25 protein-coding genes are annotated in these 19422 nt (G+C 67.6%); 14 read left to right on the top strand and 11 right to left on the bottom strand.

All coding sequences use genetic code 11. From position 1 onward, the window contains the following. Positions 1-76: 76 nt before the first annotated feature. The 6 genes from SACCYDRAFT_RS21520 (at position 77) to SACCYDRAFT_RS26495 (ending at position 2791) form a co-directional block, all read left to right on the top strand. Positions 77-1054 carry a Hint domain-containing protein gene (locus SACCYDRAFT_RS21520; protein WP_005459420.1) on the top strand — a complete coding sequence of 326 codons (978 nt, stop codon included), beginning with the start codon at positions 77-79 and terminating at the stop codon, positions 1052-1054. Positions 1055-1141: 87 nt separating this feature from the next. After that, entirely contained in the window at positions 1142-1402 is a 261-nt protein-coding gene (locus tag SACCYDRAFT_RS26120; protein ID WP_005459419.1) for an Imm32 family immunity protein, read from the top strand. Positions 1403-1625: 223 nt separating this feature from the next. Further along, positions 1626-1757, top strand: a complete 132-nt coding sequence (locus SACCYDRAFT_RS27055; protein ID WP_232283724.1) for an HINT domain-containing protein — start codon at positions 1626-1628, stop codon at positions 1755-1757. Positions 1758-1766: 9 nt separating this feature from the next. Next, positions 1767-2171, top strand: coding sequence for a hypothetical protein (locus tag SACCYDRAFT_RS21515; RefSeq protein WP_052309148.1), 405 nt, complete (start codon positions 1767-1769; stop codon positions 2169-2171). 47 nt (positions 2172-2218) lie between these two features. Continuing rightward, positions 2219-2362 (top strand): hypothetical protein, encoded by a 144-nt coding sequence (locus SACCYDRAFT_RS26690; protein WP_198284952.1) that lies wholly within the window; start codon positions 2219-2221, stop codon positions 2360-2362. 129 nt (positions 2363-2491) lie between these two features. Next, the gene (locus SACCYDRAFT_RS26495) at positions 2492-2791 is read left to right on the top strand and encodes a hypothetical protein (RefSeq protein ID WP_157606548.1); all 300 of its coding nucleotides are present in this window, start codon (positions 2492-2494) and stop codon (positions 2789-2791) included. Positions 2792-3339: 548 nt separating this feature from the next. Here the strand turns inward: SACCYDRAFT_RS26495 and SACCYDRAFT_RS21505 are convergent. Both SACCYDRAFT_RS21505 and SACCYDRAFT_RS21500 read right to left on the bottom strand, forming a co-directional pair. Next, positions 3340-4956: a fucose isomerase gene (locus tag SACCYDRAFT_RS21505; RefSeq protein WP_005459417.1), complete on the bottom strand. Its 1617-nt coding sequence runs from the start codon at positions 4954-4956 to the stop codon at positions 3340-3342. Continuing rightward, a complete protein-coding gene (locus SACCYDRAFT_RS21500) occupies positions 4953-6443 on the bottom strand; it encodes an FGGY-family carbohydrate kinase (RefSeq protein WP_043537460.1) in 1491 nt (496 codons plus the stop codon). The genes SACCYDRAFT_RS21505 and SACCYDRAFT_RS21500 overlap by 4 nt, the downstream gene beginning before the upstream one ends. Before the next feature lie 184 nt (positions 6444-6627). Between SACCYDRAFT_RS21500 and SACCYDRAFT_RS21495 the strand changes: the two genes are divergently transcribed. Beyond that, on the top strand, positions 6628-7788 hold the full coding sequence (locus tag SACCYDRAFT_RS21495; RefSeq protein ID WP_043536775.1) for a macrolide family glycosyltransferase: 1161 nt from the start codon (positions 6628-6630) through the stop codon (positions 7786-7788). A 29-nt stretch (positions 7789-7817) separates the two neighbouring features. Here the strand turns inward: SACCYDRAFT_RS21495 and SACCYDRAFT_RS21490 are convergent, their stop codons facing one another. Then, the gene (locus SACCYDRAFT_RS21490; protein WP_005459413.1) at positions 7818-8783 is read right to left on the bottom strand and encodes a helix-turn-helix transcriptional regulator; all 966 of its coding nucleotides are present in this window, start codon (positions 8781-8783) and stop codon (positions 7818-7820) included. 211 nt (positions 8784-8994) lie between these two features. Between SACCYDRAFT_RS21490 and SACCYDRAFT_RS21485 the strand changes: the two genes are divergently transcribed. After that, positions 8995-9654, top strand: coding sequence for a C39 family peptidase (locus tag SACCYDRAFT_RS21485; protein ID WP_005459411.1), 660 nt, complete (start codon positions 8995-8997; stop codon positions 9652-9654). Then, a complete protein-coding gene (locus tag SACCYDRAFT_RS21480; RefSeq protein WP_198284951.1) occupies positions 9651-10604 on the top strand; it encodes a cutinase family protein in 954 nt (317 codons plus the stop codon). The genes SACCYDRAFT_RS21485 and SACCYDRAFT_RS21480 overlap by 4 nt, the downstream gene beginning before the upstream one ends. 50 nt (positions 10605-10654) lie before the next feature. Here SACCYDRAFT_RS21480 and SACCYDRAFT_RS21475 read toward each other — a convergent pair whose 3' ends face one another. Beyond that, the gene (locus tag SACCYDRAFT_RS21475) at positions 10655-11218 is read right to left on the bottom strand and encodes a TetR/AcrR family transcriptional regulator (protein WP_005459406.1); all 564 of its coding nucleotides are present in this window, start codon (positions 11216-11218) and stop codon (positions 10655-10657) included. 101 nt (positions 11219-11319) lie between these two features. On the opposite strand from SACCYDRAFT_RS21475, the gene SACCYDRAFT_RS21470 reads away from it, so the two are divergent. Next, the gene (locus tag SACCYDRAFT_RS21470; protein ID WP_005459403.1) at positions 11320-11904 is read left to right on the top strand and encodes a dihydrofolate reductase family protein; all 585 of its coding nucleotides are present in this window, start codon (positions 11320-11322) and stop codon (positions 11902-11904) included. A gap of 6 nt (positions 11905-11910) precedes the next feature. On the opposite strand, the gene SACCYDRAFT_RS21465 is transcribed toward SACCYDRAFT_RS21470, so the two are convergent. From SACCYDRAFT_RS21465 to SACCYDRAFT_RS21450, 4 genes are read right to left on the bottom strand one after another with little or no spacing between them, the layout of a single operon-like run. Beyond that, positions 11911-12387 carry a DinB family protein gene (locus tag SACCYDRAFT_RS21465; RefSeq protein WP_005459401.1) on the bottom strand — a complete coding sequence of 159 codons (477 nt, stop codon included), beginning with the start codon at positions 12385-12387 and terminating at the stop codon, positions 11911-11913. Between the two features lie 47 nt (positions 12388-12434). Beyond that, positions 12435-12893, bottom strand: a complete 459-nt coding sequence (locus tag SACCYDRAFT_RS21460) for a GNAT family N-acetyltransferase (RefSeq protein ID WP_005459399.1) — start codon at positions 12891-12893, stop codon at positions 12435-12437. A 44-nt stretch (positions 12894-12937) separates the two neighbouring features. Next, positions 12938-13636, bottom strand: a complete 699-nt coding sequence (locus tag SACCYDRAFT_RS21455; protein ID WP_043536771.1) for an alpha/beta fold hydrolase — start codon at positions 13634-13636, stop codon at positions 12938-12940. A 37-nt stretch (positions 13637-13673) separates the two neighbouring features. After that, positions 13674-14162 (bottom strand): MarR family winged helix-turn-helix transcriptional regulator, encoded by a 489-nt coding sequence (locus SACCYDRAFT_RS21450; protein ID WP_005459395.1) that lies wholly within the window; start codon positions 14160-14162, stop codon positions 13674-13676. 79 nt (positions 14163-14241) lie between these two features. Here SACCYDRAFT_RS21450 and SACCYDRAFT_RS21445 point away from each other — a divergent pair, with 79 nt between their 5' ends. The 3 genes from SACCYDRAFT_RS21445 to SACCYDRAFT_RS21435 are packed head-to-tail and all read left to right on the top strand — an operon-like array spanning position 14242 to position 15502. Then, complete coding sequence (locus SACCYDRAFT_RS21445) at positions 14242-14793, top strand: carboxymuconolactone decarboxylase family protein (protein ID WP_005459393.1); 552 nt, start codon at positions 14242-14244, stop codon at positions 14791-14793. Beyond that, on the top strand, positions 14772-15131 hold the full coding sequence (locus tag SACCYDRAFT_RS21440) for an ArsR/SmtB family transcription factor (RefSeq protein ID WP_005459391.1): 360 nt from the start codon (positions 14772-14774) through the stop codon (positions 15129-15131). Before SACCYDRAFT_RS21445 ends, SACCYDRAFT_RS21440 begins: the two co-directional genes overlap by 22 nt. Continuing rightward, positions 15116-15502 carry a VOC family protein gene (locus SACCYDRAFT_RS21435; protein ID WP_005459388.1) on the top strand — a complete coding sequence of 129 codons (387 nt, stop codon included), beginning with the start codon at positions 15116-15118 and terminating at the stop codon, positions 15500-15502. The genes SACCYDRAFT_RS21440 and SACCYDRAFT_RS21435 overlap by 16 nt, the downstream gene beginning before the upstream one ends. A 248-nt stretch (positions 15503-15750) precedes the next feature. Here the strand turns inward: SACCYDRAFT_RS21435 and SACCYDRAFT_RS21430 are convergent, their stop codons facing one another. Beyond that, positions 15751-16512 carry a TetR/AcrR family transcriptional regulator gene (locus SACCYDRAFT_RS21430; RefSeq protein ID WP_005459387.1) on the bottom strand — a complete coding sequence of 254 codons (762 nt, stop codon included), beginning with the start codon at positions 16510-16512 and terminating at the stop codon, positions 15751-15753. Between the two features lie 88 nt (positions 16513-16600). On the opposite strand from SACCYDRAFT_RS21430, the gene SACCYDRAFT_RS21425 reads away from it, so the two are divergent. Further along, a complete protein-coding gene (locus tag SACCYDRAFT_RS21425) occupies positions 16601-17770 on the top strand; it encodes a DUF418 domain-containing protein (RefSeq protein ID WP_005459386.1) in 1170 nt (389 codons plus the stop codon). A 43-nt stretch (positions 17771-17813) separates the two neighbouring features. On the opposite strand, the gene SACCYDRAFT_RS21420 is transcribed toward SACCYDRAFT_RS21425, so the two are convergent. Together SACCYDRAFT_RS21420 and pcaC are read right to left on the bottom strand one after the other, a co-directional pair. Then, positions 17814-19004, bottom strand: coding sequence for a 4-hydroxybenzoate 3-monooxygenase (locus SACCYDRAFT_RS21420; RefSeq protein ID WP_005459384.1), 1191 nt, complete (start codon positions 19002-19004; stop codon positions 17814-17816). Further along, complete coding sequence (gene pcaC / locus SACCYDRAFT_RS21415; protein WP_005459383.1) at positions 19001-19393, bottom strand: 4-carboxymuconolactone decarboxylase; 393 nt, start codon at positions 19391-19393, stop codon at positions 19001-19003. The genes SACCYDRAFT_RS21420 and pcaC overlap by 4 nt, the downstream gene beginning before the upstream one ends. Positions 19394-19422: the final 29 nt, after the last annotated feature.

The following is a 19422-nucleotide window of genomic DNA, read 5'->3' as shown; positions in this document are numbered from 1 at the left end:
GTTGCCGGAGTTGGCTGCTGATCTGACGGGTTTGTCGGATATTCAGGATTGTTTTTCGGGGAGTTTGGGCTCGTGTGTGTCGGCGATCATCGGGGCGATCCCGATTTCGAAGTTGCGGTATGCGGGCAAGATTGTCGGGGCGGTGCGGGATGCGTTCCGGTGGCAGGATCGGGTTGAGGCCGCTCGCCGGAGTTTTCCCAAGCTGACCGCGGCGATCGAGAAGGGGATCAACAAGCTCCGGAGGAGTCCGGGGTGTAACAGTTTCGCGCTGGGCACGCGGGTGTTGTTGGCTGACGGTTCGACCAAGCCGATCGAGGAGGTCGAGCTGGGGGATCGGGTGGTGGCCACTGACCCCGAGACCGGTGAGTCGGGGCCGCAGAAGGTGGTGGCCACGATCGTCGGCCACGGTGAGAAGGAGCTGGTGGAGGTCACCGTCGATGTCGACGGTGAGGCTGGGGATGCGGTGGAGACGATCACCGCGACCGCGGAGCACCCGTTCTGGGTCGACGACCCCGGCCGCCTCCTCCAGCCCGCGCTCGACGGACCGTGGGGTGAGGGCCCTGGGTGGTATGACGCCGAAGACCTCGACCCCGGCGACCAACTCCGCACCCCCACCGGCGACAAAGTCCGGGTTGTCGACCTCCGTGGCTACACCGCCACAACCACGGTCCACAACCTCACCATCAACGGTGTTCACACGTATTACGTGGTAGCAGGCGACACCACGGTGCTCGCTCACAACGCAAAATGTGACCCCTGGAACTCGGTACGCAAGTACGATGACGATGGCCATCCGTTGGATGGAACCCTTATACCGACGGACGATGCGCTTGACGCGGCAGAGAAATGGGTTGGCCCTGGGTACAAGGAGTCTGTTCCCGGGAGTGGAAGGTATGTTTCGAAAGACGGTTCTCGTGTTGTAAGAATGGGAGAAGCAGATATCACAGGGCAGCATGGCGATGGTCCGCACATGAATTTCGCAAGGCTTGCCCCTAATCCGAGGAATCCTGGGAAGATGATGGTCGTCGAGAATCGACACGTCTATCTAGGGTAAATTTTTTATTGCTGGACCCCAATCGGGTGCGATCAGGATATTTCACCCTGGGGTGTTAATTCGCTATTCATGGGCTAGGAGTATTCGATGGAGCAAGTAATCTCTGTCCCAGATTACGATCCTGGGGTCGGTCTCCGTTTCTCTTGGGATGATGGATTTGATATCACGGTTTCGGTTACTCGCTCGGAAGTGGTCGTCAAGGCCAACCGTGCGGGGTTGACGTCCTTGGCGCGCCATCTTCTTACGCTTGCGCAGGAGGGCGTCCGCGGTGGGATGCATGTGCACCTCACCGCTGATCAGGAAATCGAATCAAAGGTTGATCTTGTTTTTGAGCGGATTCCGGACTGAGTCTTTCGACGGGCGCCGCGCGGTCCTCAACGGGTTGCGATAACCGCAGTTGCCGGAGTTGGCTGCTGATCTGACGGGTTGTCGGATATTGAGGATTGTTTTCGGGGAGTTTGGGTTCGTGTGTGTCGGCTATCATCGGCGCGATCCCGATCTCGAAGTTGCGGTATGTGGGCAGGATTATCGAGGCGGTGCGGGGTGTAACAGTTTTGCGCCTGGTACGCGGGTGTTGTTGGCCGACGGTTCGACCAGGCCGATCGAGGAGGTCGAGCTGGGGGATCGGGTGGTGGCCACCGATCCCGAGACCGGTGAGACCGCCTCGCGTGAGGTGGTGGCCACGATCATCGGCCAGGGGTGAAAGGATCTGGTGGAGGTCACGGTCGATGTCGACGGTGATGCCGGTGAGGCGGTGTCCACGATCATCGCGACCGCGGAGCATCCGTTCTGGGTCGACGAGCACGGCCGCCGCCTCCAGCCCGCGCTCGACGGCCCGTGGGGCGAGGGGCCGGGCTGGTACCACGCCGCCGACCTCGATCCCGGCGACCAACTCCGCACCCCCGACGGTGACCACGTCCGCATCACCGACATTCGCACCTACACCGCCACCACCCGGGTCCACAACCTCACCATCAACGGCATCCACACATATTATGTAGGGTACGCACAAATTCTCGTCCACAGGAATGCGGGTCCGAACTTCCGGGGTTGCCTGCGGACGCACCGAAACCACTGGGGCGAGGTTCGACGGGCAGGACGGTTCCCGAAAATTTGACTGAGCAACTCGCGATGACTGAAGTTCGATGGGCGCCCGGTGGTAGGGTGCTGACGAAGGTCCCAATGACCGATCCACGCTGGGAAGCTGAGGACGGATGGGTCGAGATGCAGCATATCGTCAACGGCGTGAACATTTACTACGTCCGCAACACTATCGCCGGAGCAGTTGATGACTTCAAGTTTCAGTGAGAGAGTCCGATGAGAGCCGCTTGCATCTCTAACGACCCTCGAGCGTTGGCCGATCATCAGCGGCATCGAGCAATGGAGTTCGCAAGCGTATATGCGTTGACGATCGGTAAGAGGTACCCGATATTGGGTATGAGTATCACCGAGAATGTGCTCGAATACCTCGTTCGCGATGATTGGGGCGGTCCGTGCTTCGCCCCTGCTGGGTTCTTCGACTTGATGACGGCGCAGATTCCGGAGAACTGGCACTTCGCTCTAAAGCCGGGCGTACATGCTTCTGGAAGAGAACTGTGGTCACATCCTGTGGTGGCACTCTGGGGATACCCTGAGCTTATTGAGGATCCTGAGCATGCGGCTGCACTCGAGGAACAAGAAGCTGCCGCCGTAGAGCTCTTCAGTCGTTATGCTGATGCGGCTGAAGAGGACACGTAAAGCCAAGGTTGCCCTATGGAAACCCCTGTCCGTCGGGTGGGGCGGTGTCGGTGAGTGTCCACGGCCCCACCGGGCATCCCTTACTGAGCCGGTTCGGGCGGAACGCGCTGTCTTCATCCGCCTCTCCGACCGCGACGTCCCCTGCGGCGGTTGACGTCGGCGCACACGCCTGCCTCGGGTGACTGTGTGGCGGAGCCAGCGGAAGGACCGCCGTGAAGGCTGATGCGGGCGGGGACCAGGTGACGTTGACTCTCACCAGAGACGAGCTCGGTCGACTCGTAGTGGCGTTGGCAGAGGGAACTACGGCACTGTCGACAGCCGAATACTTCTTCCGTACCGGTTATTCGTTCCTGAACATCGAGGCAGTCGTCCGTCGAGATAGGGCCGGTGTCGAAGCCGAGGAGAACCCACGCCCACCCCATCGGCCATAGGGATTTCGTCAGGACTGCGAGGGGCCGGCGTCAGGTGGCCTCCCGTGCCGGAGCGACCACGGCCCGCCGGACACCCGCGAAAGCCGGGTGCCCGGTGGGCCGCTCCGCCCTCGTCGCCTACGCGACCGAGACGTCCCCGCACAGGTGCACCGCCACGCCGAGGCGGGCGAACATCGTCGCCTTCGCCGTCAGCGCCCTGTCGGCCGCCGCGGCGTCCGGGGCGTAGGCGATCTGCACGTGGTTGGCCTTGTGCCGCGCCATGAACTGGTCGCGGGTCACGCCGTGCAGCACGACGTGGGCGATCGGCCATTCGGGGTTCGTGGCCTCCTTGCGCCGCCTGGTCTCCTCCTCGGGCAGCTCCACGACGCTGGCCCGGCCGATGTCGACGTGCAGGCCGCCGTCGGCGATGTAGACGCGCGACCACACGAGCTCGCCCGGCTTCGACACGCCGTTGATCGTGGCGCCGCCCGCCGGGAAGAACACGTTGCCCTGCCGCCAGCCCTCGGCGTCGGCGTACCCGTTCGGGAAGTGCGAGGGCGGCACCGAGCCCGAGATCTCGTACACCCACACGAACTCGCCGTCGTATTCCTCGCCCCAGCGCACGTCGTGCAGCGTGGTGGCCGGGTCGAAGCCCAGCGCCGTCCACACGCGGTTGGTCACCAGCGCGTCGACCGCCGCGCCCTCGTCGACCTCGTTGAAGTGCGGCAGCGGCTGCCCGTCCCACAGCACGCGGGAGCCGTCGCGGCTGGTCACCGGCGGGCGCTGCGCGTTGTTCAGCAGGCCCTCCACCAGGTCGGACGCGGGCGCGAGGTCCTTGAGGCCCTGCTGGTACTGGATGCCCACGGCGTCGAGACCGAAGTCGTCGCTGATGCGCAGCGCCGCGATGTACATCTTGTACTGCCAGCGCAACTGGTTCTCGGTCAGCTCGGTGGCCTCGTCGGTGCCGAGGCGGAACGTCATGCCCGCCGCCTTCAGCCACTCGCCCACGGCGTCGGCCTCCGCGTCGTCCACGCGCTGCATCTCCGCCCACAGCGCGCTCTGCGACAGCCGCTCCTTGTAGACACCGATGGGGTTGAGCAGCTCGTCATCGATGATCGCGTTGTACATGCCCATGCAGCCCTCGTCGAACACGCCGATGATGGCCTTGTCCTCCAGCAGCCGAGCGGCGAGCTGCTCGCCGAGTTCGGTCTCGGGCGTGGCGGGCAGGTCGGTGGGCAGGTCGCGCACGTGCGAGTCGTCGTGGGTGATCGTGCCGGTCTCCAGCCACGAGCGGATGCCGTCGCGGAAGAAGTCGTCGCTGCCGTCCACCGTCCAGATCGTGGAGTACGGCTTGCCCATCTTCGTCAACCCGGCGTTCAGGCCCAGCAACCCCACGAGACCGGGCCAGTCGCCGACGAAGTTAGCCACCGTGAGGATCGGGCCCTCGTGGGTGCGCAGCCCCGGCAGCACGTGGTGGCTGTACTGCCACACGGCCTCGGCCACGATCAGCGGCACGTCCTTCGGGACGGTCTTGAATACCTCGATGCCCATGCGCTGACTGGAGATGAAACCGTGGCCCGTCTTCGGGTCGACGTCGTTGGCGCGCACGACCCGCCAGCCGTGCTCGGCCAGCGCGGCGGTGACGATGCGTTCCAGCTCCACCTGCGTGGGCCAGCCCGCGACGTTGGCCGACTCGCGGAGGTCGCCGCTCGCGACGAGGTACGCGGTGCGTTCCGGTGTGGACGGATGACTCATGACTCTCCTCCGCGGGATGAGATTCGCTGTTGTGCGGCCAAGGCGTGTTGCACGTCCCGGCTCGACGGATACAGGGCTCGGTACTGCTCGTAGAGCGCGTCGTAGGTGGCGCGCACGTTCTCGTTCGGCTCGCACACACGGGCGGGCGGGTTCCAGTCGGCCATGCTCACGTCGTCGACGAGACCGGCGGCGAGGAACGCCGCGCCGTAGCTCGCGCCGATGGTCACGCTCGGCACGACCTGGGGCAGGCCGGTGACGTCGGTGACGATCTGAGTCCACAACTCGCCCTGTGTGCCGCCGCCGACGGCGACGACGCGGGAGATGTCCGAGCCGACCTCGCGCAGCGCCTCGACGTTGTGGCGCACGCCGAACGCCGTGGCCTCCAGCACCGCGCGATACAGGTCGCCGCGCGTGTGGCTCAGGGTCAGCCCGGCGATGACGCCACGGGCGTCCGGGTCGAAGATCGGTGTGCGTTCCCCGGCGAAGTACGGCAACACCAGCAGCCCGTTCGCACCGGCGCCGGAATCGCGGGCCTCCGCCAGCATCGTGGGGTAGTCGGGCCCGCCGGTGAGTTCGCGCAACCACGCCGTGATGGCACCGGACGTCGCCATGCCGCCCGCGAGGTTGCGCGTCCCCGGAACCGCGCCCACCGTGCCCCACATGGCAGGCGTGGTCAGCCGCTCGCGCGTGGTGTTGATCAGAAACATCGTGGTGCCGTACATGACCATGAGGTCGCCGGGGTTCTGCGCGTCGACGCTCACGGCCTCCGACCACGCGTCGATGGTGCCCGTGATCACGGGCACGCCCGCCGGGATGCCCGCCACCTCGCGCGCCGTCACGCCCGCAGCCTCCCCGGTCCAGCGCAGCGGCGGCAGTTCCAGCTCCGGGCAGACGTGTCGCGTCCACGGCTCGTGCCAGCCGTTTTCGACCGTGTCGAACAGGGGCGTGCACTGGCTGGCGGAGTGGAAGTCGAGCACGTACTCGCCGGTGAGCCGGTAGGCGAGCCACGAACTCGGCATGAACAGCCGCCGCGCCCGCGCGTAGGTCTCCGGTTCGTGTTCCGCGATCCAGCGCAGCTTCGGCCCCACCGCCTGGCTGGACAGCATCGAGCCGCAGCGGGCGAAGATCGTCTCGGCGCCGAGTTCGTCGTTCAGCGCGTCGATCTGCGCGCCCGCGCGTGTGTCGACGCCGTAGAGGATCGCCGGACGCAGCGGGGTTCCCTCGTCGTCGGTCACCAGCACGCACGGGCCCATGCCGCTGACTCCCACGGCCACCACGTCGACGTCGCCGGGCGCGGTGAGTTCGTCGGCGAGCTCGGTGAACTCGCGCCACCAGACTTCGGCGTCCATCTCCACGTGTCCGGGAGCGGGGCGGTCGACCGCGTGCTCCCGCACGGCCGTGCGGAGGATGTGCCCGCTGGGCTCCACCAGCACGCCCTTGCTGCTGGAGGTGCCGATGTCGACTCCGAGGTATCCGCGCCGTCGCATGTCCCGCATGAAGCGCAGCCTCTCAGAAATCGATTTCTGAGACAAGTTCCCGCTGTCGGCACCCGGACTGCTACGGTGAGTGCATGCAACAGCAGTTCTACCTCTGAGGAAGACCGCGCACAGCCGTCGCGTGACGACGGCTGGTTCGTCATGCCCGAGTCGACCTCACTGCTGGAGCTTTCTCTTGTCTCACATCCTGATGGTCACCGTGGGTGCCCACGGCCACGTCAATCCGCACCTGCCCGTCCTCGCCGAGCTCGTCGAGCGCGGCCACCGCGTCAGCATGGCCGTGCCCGCGTCCTTCGCGGAGGCCGCCGCCTCGTCGGGGGCGACACCCCTGATCGTCGACTCCGACCTGCCCGACGAGACGCGCGGGGAGCAGTGGCCCGACGGCGGCGTCGAGGCCATGGAGCTGTTCCTCGACGAAGGTCGAGGGGTGCTGCCTCAACTGGAGGCCGCACTCGCGAACGACCGGCCGGACGCCGTGCTCTACGACATCGGCGGATACGCCGGCCGGGCCCTGGCCCACCGCTGGAACCTGCCGCTGCTGCAACTGTCGTCGGCGATGGTGGCCTGGGAGGGCTACGAGGCCGACATGGCGGAGGCGATGGCCTTCCTCGACACCCCGGAAGGAAAGGCCTACCAGCATCGGTTCGAACGCTGGCTCGCCGAGATCGGCATCGACTGCGACGTCGACACCTTCACCGGGCGCCCACCCCGGTGCGCCGTGTTGATCCCGAAGGCCATGCAGCCCAACGCCGACCGGGTCGACGAGTCGGTCTACACGTTCGTCGGGCCTTCGCTGGACCGTCGAACGCACCAGGGCGAGTGGCCGAAGCCCGACAAGCCGTTGCTGCTCGTGTCACTCGGCTCCGCCTACACCGACCGGCCCGAGTTCTACCGCGCGTGCCTGGAGGCGTTCGGTGGGCTCGACTGGCAGGTGGTCGTCTCCATCGGGCGGTACGTCGACGCGTCCGCGCTCGGACCGGTGCCTGAGAACATCGAACTGCACCGGTGGGTGCCGCAACTCGCGGTACTGAAGCACGCGTCGGCATTCGTCACGCACGCCGGGATGGGCGGCTGCTCCGAGGGGCTGTACCACGGGGTGCCGATGGTGGCCGTGCCGCAGGCCGTCGACCAGTTCCTCAACGCCGATCGCCTCGCCGAGCTGGGCGTCGGCGTGCACCTGCCCGCCTCCGAGGTCACGCCCGACTCGCTGAGGGAGGCGGTGTCGTCGATCGCCGGGTCGGCGGAGGCGGCCGAGGCGCTCGCCCGCCACAGCGCCGAGTTGCGCGCGGCCGGTGGTGCGGGTGCCGCCGCCGACATTGTGGAGCGGATGCTCTGATCCGCGCGCGGCTCTCAGGCGGCGAAGCGTCAAAGCAGTCCGCGCTTCGCCGCCTGCACGCCTGCCTGGAAGCGGGTCGTGGCGCCCAGCCGGTCGAGCAGCGAGGCGATCCGCCGCACCACCGTGCGTCGCGACATGTCGAGGCGGCGGGCGATCGTCTCGTCCGTGGCGCCCGCCGACATGAGTGTGAGGATGGCGCGGTCCTGCTCGGGCAGGCTCTGCGCGCCACCGACCTCGGTCACCGGAATCCCCAGAGTCCACAGTGTTTCGAAGACTCCGATGAGCGCTTGCAACAATCCCGAAGGGCGTACCAGAAGTGCGCCCTCCAATCCCGCGTTGTCGGGTTCGGGAACCAGCAGTGCCGAGGTGGAGTCGCCGATCGTGAGTTTCACCGGAAGTTCCGGAAGTACGCGCACGCGTTCCCCGCGTCCGGCCATACGCGTCATCGTGGAGAACAATTCCCGGTCGGCGTAGACGGCCTGGCTGTAGAGGGTGCGATAGCGAATTCCCGCGGCCATTCTGCGCGTCTGGGTCTCCTCCTGGCTTCGGAAATGGTGCGGCTTGCTGTAGTACGGCGGGCGGTCGAGCCAGCGCACCTGCTCCCTCGCCTGCTCCTGGAGCCGGGTGGTGAGCATGATGAGGGTCTCCGGATGCTCGATCGGCTCCACGTAACGCAGCGGGCCGCTCGTCGCTCGCGCCTGGTGGTAGAGCCGGTCGAGTTCCGCGCCCGCCTGCCACAGCCGTGCTCTGCGGTTTTCCTCCTCCGACAGGGCCAGGGTCAGGACGCGGTCCGGCGGTGCCGCCTCCCACCGGGCTGGTTCGCCGCCGACTTGGTGGACGAGATCCAGCCCGGCCAGCGTGCACAACACGTCGGTGACCGTCTCCTCGGGCAGGCCGGTGTAGTGGGCGATGGTCTGGTGGTCCGACCGGCCCCGCATCGTCAGGGCCCGGTAGACCCGGCCCTGTTCGCTGTCTGGTTCGAGGACGTCGAGCACGGTCCCCTTTCGGTTTCCGGTGCACTGCGGGTGCGAAAAGGTTAGGGTGCGCGAATCCGTGGGTCAACAGACGAAGGTCGGAAGTCTTTTTCGTTAATGTCCCGGGCTGGCGCACCTGCGCGATGTCACAGGTGCGCCAGCCCGATCGCTGGTGGTTTTCAGCAGTCCCTTGGCAGTATCGAGTCCCGATTTTCGAGTCAGGGGAGTAGGAATGCGTCAGCGAAAACTGGCGGCCTCCGCCGCCGCGCTCACGGTCATGCTCGCCGCGCCGCTGGTGGGGTCGGCCACCGCCGGAGCCGCCGGCCAGACCGTCACCGGCCAGGCCACCGCGTCCGCCGTGCCCGCCGTTCACGAGCAGGCGGCGGGGGAGGTCGTCCTCAACGTCGACTACCAGGTCCAGGAGACCGGCTACTGGTGTGGACCGGCGGCCGTGCGCATCGCACTGTCGGCCCGCGGCATCCACCGCAGTCAGGCCGACCTCGCTGCCGAACTCGGCACGCACACCGGCGGTACCGACTGGATTGGCCAGGTCACCCGCGTGCTGAGCGGCTACGTCGGCTGGTACGAGACCAAGGAGATGCCCAACGACCCGCCCACGCAGGCCCAGAAGGACCTGCTGTGGCGCGACATCGTGCTCAACATCGACAACAACTACCCGATCGTCGCGAACATCGTCGCGCCTCCCGGTAACCAGCCGCCCGGTTACCCGCCCGACCAGACGATCTACCACTACTTCACGGTCATCGGCTACAACGACGTCGACCGCACCGTGTTGATCGCCGACCCGGCTTCGTTCGGAGGCAACCAGATCTACTGGCTCACCTTCGACCACCTCGCTTCGCTCATTCCTCCGAAGGGATACAGCGCATGAGGAAGGGGTCGATGCGGAAGGCGGCGGCCGCGACGCTCGCGGCGGCTGTGGTCATGACGGTCACGACGGTGGCCACCGTGCCCTCGGCGGTGGCGCAGGAGACGGCTGCCTGTCCCGACACGGCGGTGTTCCAGACCGACGGCTACGGGCACGGCGAGACGCTCACCAACTGGAACAACTCGGCGTTCAACGCGAATCCGCCCGCCGGGTGGGAGATCATCCAGGTGCCGTACTACGCGGGTGTGTTCCCCGGTCTGGACGAGCGAGCGCTCGACGAGTCCGTCGCGGGCGGCGTGGAGAAACTCGACCGCGCCGTCCGCGACTTCCACGCCTCGTGTCCCGGTTCCCGACTCGTGCTGGCCGGTTACTCGGAGGGCGCGGTCGTCGCGGGGGACACGCTCGAAGCCTTCGCCCGGAGCGGCGACATCCCACACCACCTGCTCCACGGCGTGTTGTACGGGAACCCGCGCCGGGCGTTCGGCGACGGTGGCGCGGGCGGTGTCGCCGGAGGCATCGAGACCAACGTGCCCACCGTCCTCCCCGGCGTCACCATGAGGGGCGGGCACGACTTCGGTGATCTCGCCGTACACGACATCTGCAACGAGAACGACGGAATCTGCAACTCCACCAACATGATCACCAACCTGGCGGCGTTCGCCAACGGGCTCGTCGGGTATGCCAGCGGGGACCACGGCTACGACCTGAACCCGGCCCGCGATCTGGGCTCGGGACAGACCCTGTACCGGCAGCCGCAGCGGGTGCCGCACGGCCCTCCGCTGCCGATCCCGGTCGGCACACCGTGGCAGATCCAGCAGCTGCTCGGTGACGACGGCGCGGCGCGCGGTGCCGTGCGTACCGCTCGCGACCAGCTCACGGGAATGATGGGCCAGGAGACTCTCGACCGGCTGGCCGAGACCTCGCCCTGGTACCGCATGATCCAGGCCGCGTAGGCCCTGTCACCGTCAGGCCGCCCACGGACACCCGTACCGTGGGCGGCCTTTCACGTTCCGGGCAGCGCGCGTTCCACGAAGTCGGCCACCAACTCGTCGAGGTCGACGTCGGCGAGGACGTCGGGCAGCGTGAGGTGCTCCAGGATCAGCCCGGTCATCGCGTAGTACAGCAACACCGTTGTGAGGTCGTCGCCCGGCAGACCACCCTGCCTGCGGCCCTCGATGTTGGTGTCGAGGTTGTCGCGCAGGGTCTTCGTCAGTTTCGCACGCAGCTCCGGCCGCCGGGTGGCCTCCAGCCTCAACTCCAGCAACGCGAGCCACCCGGCGCGATCGTCGGAGATGCGGTGCAGCAGCAGGTGCATGAACTGGGTGAGCAACGCCCGCGGGTCGGTTTCGGTGCCCTCGGCGGCGCCGACGGCGACGCGTAGGTGAATGCGCTCCGCCGCCTGGTTGAGCAGGTCCTCGCGGTTGGCGAAGTAGTTGGACGCGGTGCCCTTCGGTACGCCCGCCTCGGCGTCGACAGCGCGGAACGTCAGGCCGCGCGCGCCGTCCCTGGCGAGTACCTCGATCGCCGCGTCGACGAGCGCGGTGCGCCGCTGTGGGTTGGTGACCATCGCAAAACCTCCTGTGCGGGAACCACTTGACAACCACTGCGGTCATAGTACTACAGTCAAAGCACTTCAAATGGAGTGGTTAATCGACAAGGAGAGTGCCCATGCGAAAGTTGACCTACCTCGTGGCCCAGACGATCGACGGTTTCATCGCCGACCCCGGCAACAACGACCCGTCGCCCTGGTTCGTGCTGGAAGGCGACCACGTGGAGCCGCTGCGGGAGGAGTTCCCCGACATGCACCCCACGCACATTCGACCGATGCTCGGGATGGAGAACGCGCCCAACAAGCACTTCGACACCGTGCTGGAGGGTCGTGGCTCCTACGAGATCGGGCTACGTCACGGCGTCACCAACGCCTACCGGCACCTGCGCCACCTCGTGTTCTCCACGACGATGACCGAGAGCCCGGACCCGACGGTGGAGCTCGTGCGCACCGACCCGGTCGCCAAGGTGCGAGAGCTCAAGCAGACCGACGGCATGGACATCTGGCTGTGCGGGGGTGGCAGGCTGGCCACCACGCTGCGGGAGGAGATCGACCGGCTGATCATCAAGTTGCATCCGATCGTCGCGGGCGACGGCATCTCGCTGTTCCACGGTGCGAGCTTCGATCCCGAGCGTTACGACCTCACCGACGTGAGGCACTACCGCAGCGGCGTCGCCGTGCTCACCTACGACAAGCGCGGCTGAACCGGGTCACACTCCGGTGGCCCCGTCGATGCGCTCGCGGATCAGGTCGGCGTGTCCACAGTGGCGCGCGTACTCGGCGATCATGTGGTGGTAGATCCACCGCAGGGACACCTCGCCGCCGTGCGGGAACGGCCGGGTGTCGTCGAGTGCGTGTGCCGCGCAGTTCTTCCGCGCGACGGCGATCTCGGCTTCCCACGACGCGTGTGCGTCGGCGAACGACACGTCGGCGGAGAGGTTGAAAGCGCCGCCGTGACTGCCGTAGATCCGCGGCACGTCCTCGACGGTCAGCACCCGGCGGAACCAGTGGCGCTCCACGTCGGCCATGTGCTGCACGAGGCCCTGCAACGTCAACGGCGACGGCGGCGCCGATGCGGTACGAAGCTGCTCGTCCGGCAGGTCGGCGCACTTGAGGGCCAGTGTGGCGCGGTAGAAGTCGAGCCAGCCCTCCGCCATCGTGCGTTCGTCGGCTGACAGGGGCGGCATCGGGCGATCATGCATGTCGTGATGCTGACACACGGGAACCGACGGTTTCAGGGGTATGTCTGTAAAAGTCGGGGTGAGGCGGCGAAACCGTGGCGGCAGTAGGCGGAGATGGCTCGGAAGGTGGAGTGCACCGTGACTCGCTCCAGGCCGAGTTCGCCGCCCAGCGCCACCACCGCGTCGATGAGCCTCCCGCCGAGGCCGGAGGCCCGCTCGCCGGGCACCACGTACACACACTGCACGTCACCGGACCGCCGCGAAGGTGACTGCGGAGTCGGCACGCGTGGCACGAGCGCCAACCACGCCATGCCGATCACCACCTCGCCACGCACCAACACCAGGCACCGGTGCGTCGCGGCGTTCTCCCGCGCCCAGGTGACGAAGTGGGTGACGAACTCGTCGTGCGTGACGGCGGCCGTGTCGCCGTTCTCCAGCAGCCAGTCCCACCGCAGCGCGGCGACGGCGGGGAGGTCGGCGGGCGTGGCGAGGCGAATGGTGACGTCGTCCATCCGGCCATCGTGACGCACGGACGAGTCCGGGTGCACGGGGTTTGTCAGCGGCCGATGGACCGGAGGATGGCCTCGGCGAGGTCTGCCGGTCTGGTGAACTGCGGCCAGTGCCCGGTGGGGAGATCGACCAGGTCGACGTCACGGATTCTGCCGAGCTCGGCGCCGAACGGATGGCCTCCTGTCACCCATTCGTGCACCGTGTCGCTGGAGATCTCGCAGCAGACGACGGTGGCGGACACGTCGTAGCGCCGCTCGTCGCCGAGTACCTGAAGATCACAGGCGACGCGTGCGGGCTGGGGGATCGCCCATGCGCGGAACGCCGCCCGCAACTCGTCGTCGAGGTCGCGCAGGTCCGCCTCCTCGAACTCCGACCAGTCCGGCAGCGGGATCTCCCCGTCGACGGCGGGCAGCTCGTCGTTGATCGGCCGCCCGTGGGGCAGCGGTGCCGAGTCGACGTAGACCACGCGGGCGATGCGGTGGGGTCGCGCGTCGGCCACCGCGTACGCGATGGCGCCGCCGCCGGAGTGGCCCACGAGTACCACCTCGTCCTCGCACCGATCCACCACCGCGACGACCGCGTCGACGTGGTCCCGCAGCGTGATGTCCCGGCGGTCGGCGCCGGGTGATTCGAGTCCGGGAAGGGTCAACGCGTGCACGCGGTGCCCGGCGCGTTCCAGGGCCGGGATGACGCCGTCCCATGACGCGCCGTCGAGCCAGAAGCCTGCGATGAGGATGACGTCCATGGCCGGGACGGTAGGGGAGGCCTCCGACAGTCCGGCTTCACGCGCCGAACCAGCTCCCCGCGTCGAGGGGGAAGTGAGCATGGGGTTGCAGCTCGCGCAGGTCCGCCTCCAGGTCGCGCAGCCGGTCCTCACCGAGCGTGGCGGCCCACTGCGCGCGCAGTCGTTCGAAGATCGTGGCCGAGCGGCGCAGGACGTCGACTCCCCGGTCGGTGAGCCGGATGCGCTTACGACGCGCGTCGGCCGGATCGTCGATCCGCTCGACGTAGCCGAGAGCTTCGAGCCTGTCGACCGTCTTGCCCGCCGCCTGCTTCGACACGCCGAGCCGTCGGCCCAGTTCGCTGGCGGTGGTGCCCGAGCGGCCGATGGCCTGCATTGCGAACCCGTGGGCTGGGCGCAGGTCGCGATGGCCCTGCCGGGCGAGTTCGGCGTGCAGTTCGTCGATGATCGCGCGGAAGCTTCCGAACAGCAGCAACGGCAGCACGAAGCCCGCACTGTCCGGCTCGCGCGAGGATTCACTCCTTGCCATGATCGACAACCTAGTTTACCTTTTCGACAACCATGTTGTCTAGTCTAGGTGCTCTTGTCGCGCCGCGGAGGAACGCATCGTGTTCGTGGACCACACCGTTGAGACCGCCCCGCCCGCATCCCGTCGAGTGATGACCGGCGTCTCCGAGAGGATGGGTTACCTGCCCGCCCCGGTGCGACGCCTCGCCGAGTCCCCACAGTTGCTCGACGGTTTCCTCAAACTGAGTGCCCTGTTCGAGACCACGGCCCTCGACCCGGTCGCGAGGGAGGTTCTGATCCTCACCGTCGCGACACGCAACGGCTGCGAGGTCTGCGTCGCCATGCACACCGCGAAGCTGACCGAGTTGGGGGCGCCACCGGCGCTCGTCGCGGCGCTGCGGGAGCGGCAGCCTCTCGACGACGGGCGGCTGGAGGCGGTCCGCGCCTTCACACTGGAGGTCATCGCCACGGCCGGGGCGGTGGACGACACCACGCTGCGGGCGTTCCTCGCCCACGGGTTCACGACGAAGAACGCGCTGGAGGTCGTCCTCGGCATCGGCGCGTACACGACGTCCACGCTCGCCAACAGGCTGACCCGGGCGCCGCTGGACGAGCAGCTCGCCGACTACGCATGGGAAGGTTCGAAGGCCTAGACAGGCAAGTGCTCGCTTGCCTATTCTGGGTCGGCGTGAGTGACGTGTTCAAGGCGCTCGCCGACCGGACCCGGCGCCTCATCCTCGACGAGCTTCAGGAACGTGATGGTCAGACCCTGTTCGAGCTGTGTGTCCGGTTGACGACCAAACACGGGCTGAACTCGTCGAGGCAGGCCGTCTCGCAACACCTCGGCGTGCTCGAGGAGGCGGGGCTGGTCATCACGCGCCGGGAGGGCCGATGCAAGTTCCACTGGCTCGACACGTCGCCACTGCGAGCCATCACCGACCGGTGGCCGGTGAACGACGACGGAAGGACAGGGCCATGCGGATCAACGTGACCAGCGTCTTCGTGGACGACCAGGAGAAGGCTCTGCGGTTCTACACGGAGATACTCGGGTTCGAGAAGAAGCACGACATCCCGCTCGGTGGCGACCGCTGGCTGACGGTCGTGTCGCCGGAGCACCCGGACGGCACGGAACTGCTCCTGGAGCCGGACGGCCATCCAGCGGTGCGGCCCTTCAAGGAGGCGCTGGTGGCCGACGGAATCCCGTTCACCTCCTTCGCTGTGTCCGATGTGGAATCCGAAGCGCGGCGGCTCGGGGAACTGGGTGTGCGGTTCACCCAGCAGCCGCTTCGCATGGGCGAGGTGACGACCGCGGTCTTCGACGACACGTGCGGCAACCTCATCCAGATCGCCGCGCAGGACTGACGGGAGGTTCTCCGCGGCGGCGAAGGTCGTGGTGAAGCCGGGTTCTCGCGGTGTTCCCCCGTGAGAGCGGGCCGGGCCGCCATCGACGTCGTCGCCCGGGACGTCACGTGCCGGCCGTCGGTTTCCCGAGCAGGTCGAAGGCCGAGTACCGCCCACCGTCACCGGTCGGGGTTCGCCGTAGCGTTCAGGCGCTTCCACAGGAGCCGTGTAAGGCCGCGCAGCGGCGTCGACACGCGCGCTGCGAACGCTCACCCCCGCTGCCGCTGGATGTAGGACTCAAGGCCGTCGAGCACGCGCTGTACGCCGAAATCGAGGTCGTCGAGCATTCCGCTGTCCGGTAGCCCGGTCGCCTGGAAGGCTCCGGTGTGGACCAGGTGCGCCAGCAGGGGGAAGCGGTCGGCCGGTACCACGTCCCGCAACGCGGCCTCGTAGTCGGCTTCGGCCTCGGCGGCGCTCACGTGGCCGCGTTCGCGGGCCTCGGTCAGGTCGACGGCCATCACCGCGAACTGCCGGACCGCGCCCAGTAGGAACACCACCACGGACACGAGGTTCTCCTCGCGCAACCCGGCCCGGGACAGCGGCCGCAGGGCAGCCTCGAACCAGGCGAGCTGGCCGGGTCCGATCGGTGGCGCGCCGATCTGGACCCGCAGCATCCACGGATGACGACGGTAGGTGTCCCACAGCGCTCGGACCCACGCCTCGATCTGGCTTCGCCAGTCGGCGTTGTCGTCGGCGGCGGGCGGAGTGCCCGCACAACTGTCCATCATGACCTCGACCAGTTGCTCCTTGCTGGGGACGTGGCGGTAGAGCGACATCGTCGAGTAGCCGAGTTCGCGGGCCACCCGTTGCATCGAGACGGCCTCCAACCCTTCCGCGTCCGCGATGCGCACACCCGTCTCGGCGATCCGGTCGAGGCTCAGGGTCGGTCGTGGTCCCCGGCTCGGCCCCGCCGTCGTTCCCCAAAGCAGTGCGATCCGCTGCCGCATGGGGTCGTTCGCGTTCCTCGGCATCTGAGTCCCATCGATCGGTTGACCACCATCCTAGAAACTGTGTATTACTTACGCCAAGTGTATGACATACGCAGTTGAAGGGATCTCCATGTCCATCTCCTCCGCCACGCCCAACCGCGCGCTCGCGCACGGGCGGGCGCTGGCACCCGATCTGGCCCGCGGCGCGATGCTGCTGATGATCGCTCTCGCGCACGCGCACATGTACCTGTCCGGACACCGGACGGGATTCCGCGGCTACGACGTCGACGGTGGTCCGATCGACCTGATCGTCACAGGGGTGCAGGTCAGCCTGGTCGACGGACGGGCGATGCCGATGTTCGCGGCCCTCTTCGGCTACGGGTTCGTCCAGATCGCCACCAAGCAGACGGGACCCTGGTCACGAACCCGTCGACTGCTGCGCAGGCGGAGCCGCTGGCTGTTGGTCTTCGGTTTCTGCCACGCACTGCTGCTGTTCTTCGGCGACATTCTCGCCGCGTACGGGCTGGTGGGGCTGTTGTTGGTCGGCGTGCTCCGGTGGCGTGACCGGACGCTGCTGGTGTTCGCGGGCGGCTGGCTGGTGGTCCACAGCGCGGTGATCGCCTTAAACGGGATTCAGATCGTCACGCACGGCGGTCCGGCCGACGCGATGGCGACGGCCGATCCCCTGTCCGCCCTCGGCACACGCCTGGCTCTGTGGGGTGCGTTGACGCCGATGTACGTGATCGAACTGCTTGTCCCGTTCCTGCTCGGTGTGTGGGCCGCCCGGCGCCGTCCGCTGGAAGAACCGCACCGGTACGTCGCCGCGCTGAGGACGACCGCCGCTCTCGGTGTCGGCCTTGCGGTGGTGGGCGGACTCCCGCTGGCGTTGCTGGACGCCCAGGTGTGGACCGGCGCGCCGGCCGCGCTGACCGTGCCGGCGTACGTGGTGCACGGGCTCACCGGTATCGCGGGCGGATTGGGATACGCGGCACTGGTGGGGCTGATCGCACACCGCACCGGCACCGCAGCAGGCCCGGTCGTCACCGCCATCGCCGCCTGCGGACAGCGTTCACTGACCTGCTACCTGCTGCAGTCGGTGGTGTTCGTGGCCGTGTTCGTGCCGTACGCGGGCGGGCTCGGCACCCGGGTGGGCACGGCGACGGCCTCCGGGATCGCCGTGCTCACCTGGCTGGCCACGGTGGTCTTCGCCGACACTCTGCGCCGCAGCGGCAGGAGCGGTCCGGCCGAACGGTTGCTGCGACGGCTGACCTACGGCGCGACCACGCGGCAGCGTCCGTGATCACCGTCGCGAGGGCGACGAACATCCAGGCGCGGTCGCGGTGTCAGGTGTTCGGCCAGCCGGTGTAGCCCTCGGCGAGGTGGGTGGACGCGGCTGTCGAGCCGACCACCGAGCGGAGCTCGGCGACCTGCCGGCGTAGGTCGAAGTCGTCGGACTGCGGCAGCCGGTGCAGCATCGAGGTCATCCAGTAGGAGAAGTGCTGGGAGCGCCATACCCGGTCGAGCGCACGCTGCGAGTACCGGTCGAGTACGTCGTCGTCGTTCCGGGTCAGGGCGTCGTCGAGCACGTCGGCGAGCACCCGGACGTCGGCGAGCGCGAGGTTGAGCCCCTTGGCGCCGGTCGGCGGAACGGTGTGGGCGGCGTCGCCTGCGAGCAGCATGCTGCCGTAGCGCATCGGCTCCACCACGTTGCTGCGGAACCGGAGCACAGCCTTGTCGATGACCGGGCCTTCTCGGAGTTCGACGCCGTTGAGCCCGACCCGGGTCTGGAGTTCGGACCAGATCCGGTCGTCGGGCCAGGCGTCGACGTCCTCGTCGGGATCGCACTGGAAGTACATCCGCTGCACGGTGTCGGTGCGCTGGCTGATCAGCGCGAACCCGCGTTCGGAATGGTTGTAGATCAGCTCGGGGGCGCTCTTCGGCGCTTCGCAGAGGATGCCGAACCAGGCGAAGGGGTATTCCTTGCGGTACTGCCGGATGTGCTTCTGCGGAATCTCGTGCCGGCACATGCTGTGTGAGCCGTCCGCACCGACGAGATACCGGCACCGGACTTCGCGCGCACTCCCGTCGGTGTCGGTGAACCGCAGCGACGGCTGTTCGCCGGTGATGTCGTGCACCGTCACGTCACTGACTCCGAACCGCACGTCGGCACCGGCCGCCTCACGCGCGTTCGCGAGATCGACGAACACCTCGGTCTGCGGGTAGAGCCACACGGAGGCGCCGGTCAGTTCCTGGAAGTCGATGTGGTGCAGCTCGCCGCCGAACGCGAAGTAGGTGCCGTGGTGCTGGTCGCCCTCCCGCAGCACGCGGTCGGAGACACCCGTGTCGGTGAGCAACCGGACACTGTCGGCCTCGAGAATGCCCGCGCGCACCGTTCGTTCGATCTCTGACCGGCTGCGGTGGTCGACGACGACCGAGGTGATGCCGCGGCGCGCCAGCAGGTGGGAGAGCATCAACCCGGCGGGTCCCGCGCCGACGATTCCGACCTGTGTCGTGGTGGTGTGCGGCGTGCTCATGCGTCGTCCTCCGGTTCGTCGAGGACACGTTGGGCGATGGCGAAGCCGTGGTTGGCGACGGGCACTCCACAGTAGACGGCGCTCTGGAGGATCACCTCGGCTATCTCGTCGGCGGTGAGCCCGTTGCGGCGGGCGGCACGCACGTGCATCGCGAACTCGTCCCAGTGCCGGTTGGCGAGCAGGGCCGTCAGGACGGCGACGCTGCGCAGCCGCCGGTCGAGGCCCGGCCGGGTCCAGACGCTGCCCCATGCGTAGCGGGTGATGAACGCTTGGAAGTCCTCGGTGAAGGGTGTCGTGCGGGCGTTGGCCCGGTCGACGTGCGTGGCGCCGAGGACCTCGCGGCGCACCGCCATACCGGCGTCGTAGGGGTCACGGAATTCGTCGGACACGGTCTCTCCGTCGATTGGTGAGTCGGGTA

The sequence above is a fragment of the Saccharomonospora cyanea NA-134 genome (assembly GCF_000244975.1).
Classification (GTDB): domain Bacteria; phylum Actinomycetota; class Actinomycetes; order Mycobacteriales; family Pseudonocardiaceae; genus Saccharomonospora; species Saccharomonospora cyanea.
This window is presented reverse-complemented; position numbering and strand designations above follow the sequence as displayed.

Bases quoted from the DNA above. Each gene is read 5' to 3' on its own strand.
- SACCYDRAFT_RS26120 (WP_005459419.1), top strand. From the start codon at position 1,142: ATGGAGCAAGTAATCTCTGTCCCAGATTACGATCCTGGGGTCGGTCTC.
- SACCYDRAFT_RS26495 (WP_157606548.1), top strand. From the start codon at position 2,492: ATGAGTATCACCGAGAATGTGCTCGAATACCTCGTTCGCGATGATTGG.
- SACCYDRAFT_RS21505 (WP_005459417.1), bottom strand. From the start codon at position 4,956: ATGAGTCATCCGTCCACACCGGAACGCACCGCGTACCTCGTCGCGAGC.
- SACCYDRAFT_RS21500 (WP_043537460.1), bottom strand. From the start codon at position 6,443: ATGCGACGGCGCGGATACCTCGGAGTCGACATCGGCACCTCCAGCAGC.
- SACCYDRAFT_RS21485 (WP_005459411.1), top strand. From the start codon at position 8,995: ATGCGTCAGCGAAAACTGGCGGCCTCCGCCGCCGCGCTCACGGTCATG.
- SACCYDRAFT_RS21480 (WP_198284951.1), top strand. From the start codon at position 9,651: ATGAGGAAGGGGTCGATGCGGAAGGCGGCGGCCGCGACGCTCGCGGCG.
- SACCYDRAFT_RS21475 (WP_005459406.1), bottom strand. From the start codon at position 11,218: ATGGTCACCAACCCACAGCGGCGCACCGCGCTCGTCGACGCGGCGATC.
- SACCYDRAFT_RS21470 (WP_005459403.1), top strand. From the start codon at position 11,320: ATGCGAAAGTTGACCTACCTCGTGGCCCAGACGATCGACGGTTTCATC.
- SACCYDRAFT_RS21465 (WP_005459401.1), bottom strand. From the start codon at position 12,387: ATGCCGCCCCTGTCAGCCGACGAACGCACGATGGCGGAGGGCTGGCTC.
- SACCYDRAFT_RS21460 (WP_005459399.1), bottom strand. From the start codon at position 12,893: ATGGACGACGTCACCATTCGCCTCGCCACGCCCGCCGACCTCCCCGCC.
- SACCYDRAFT_RS21455 (WP_043536771.1), bottom strand. From the start codon at position 13,636: ATGGACGTCATCCTCATCGCAGGCTTCTGGCTCGACGGCGCGTCATGG.
- SACCYDRAFT_RS21450 (WP_005459395.1), bottom strand. From the start codon at position 14,162: ATGGCAAGGAGTGAATCCTCGCGCGAGCCGGACAGTGCGGGCTTCGTG.
- SACCYDRAFT_RS21440 (WP_005459391.1), top strand. From the start codon at position 14,772: ATGGGAAGGTTCGAAGGCCTAGACAGGCAAGTGCTCGCTTGCCTATTC.
- SACCYDRAFT_RS21435 (WP_005459388.1), top strand. From the start codon at position 15,116: ATGCGGATCAACGTGACCAGCGTCTTCGTGGACGACCAGGAGAAGGCT.
- SACCYDRAFT_RS21430 (WP_005459387.1), bottom strand. From the start codon at position 16,512: ATGCCGAGGAACGCGAACGACCCCATGCGGCAGCGGATCGCACTGCTT.
- SACCYDRAFT_RS21425 (WP_005459386.1), top strand. From the start codon at position 16,601: ATGTCCATCTCCTCCGCCACGCCCAACCGCGCGCTCGCGCACGGGCGG.
- SACCYDRAFT_RS21420 (WP_005459384.1), bottom strand. From the start codon at position 19,004: ATGAGCACGCCGCACACCACCACGACACAGGTCGGAATCGTCGGCGCG.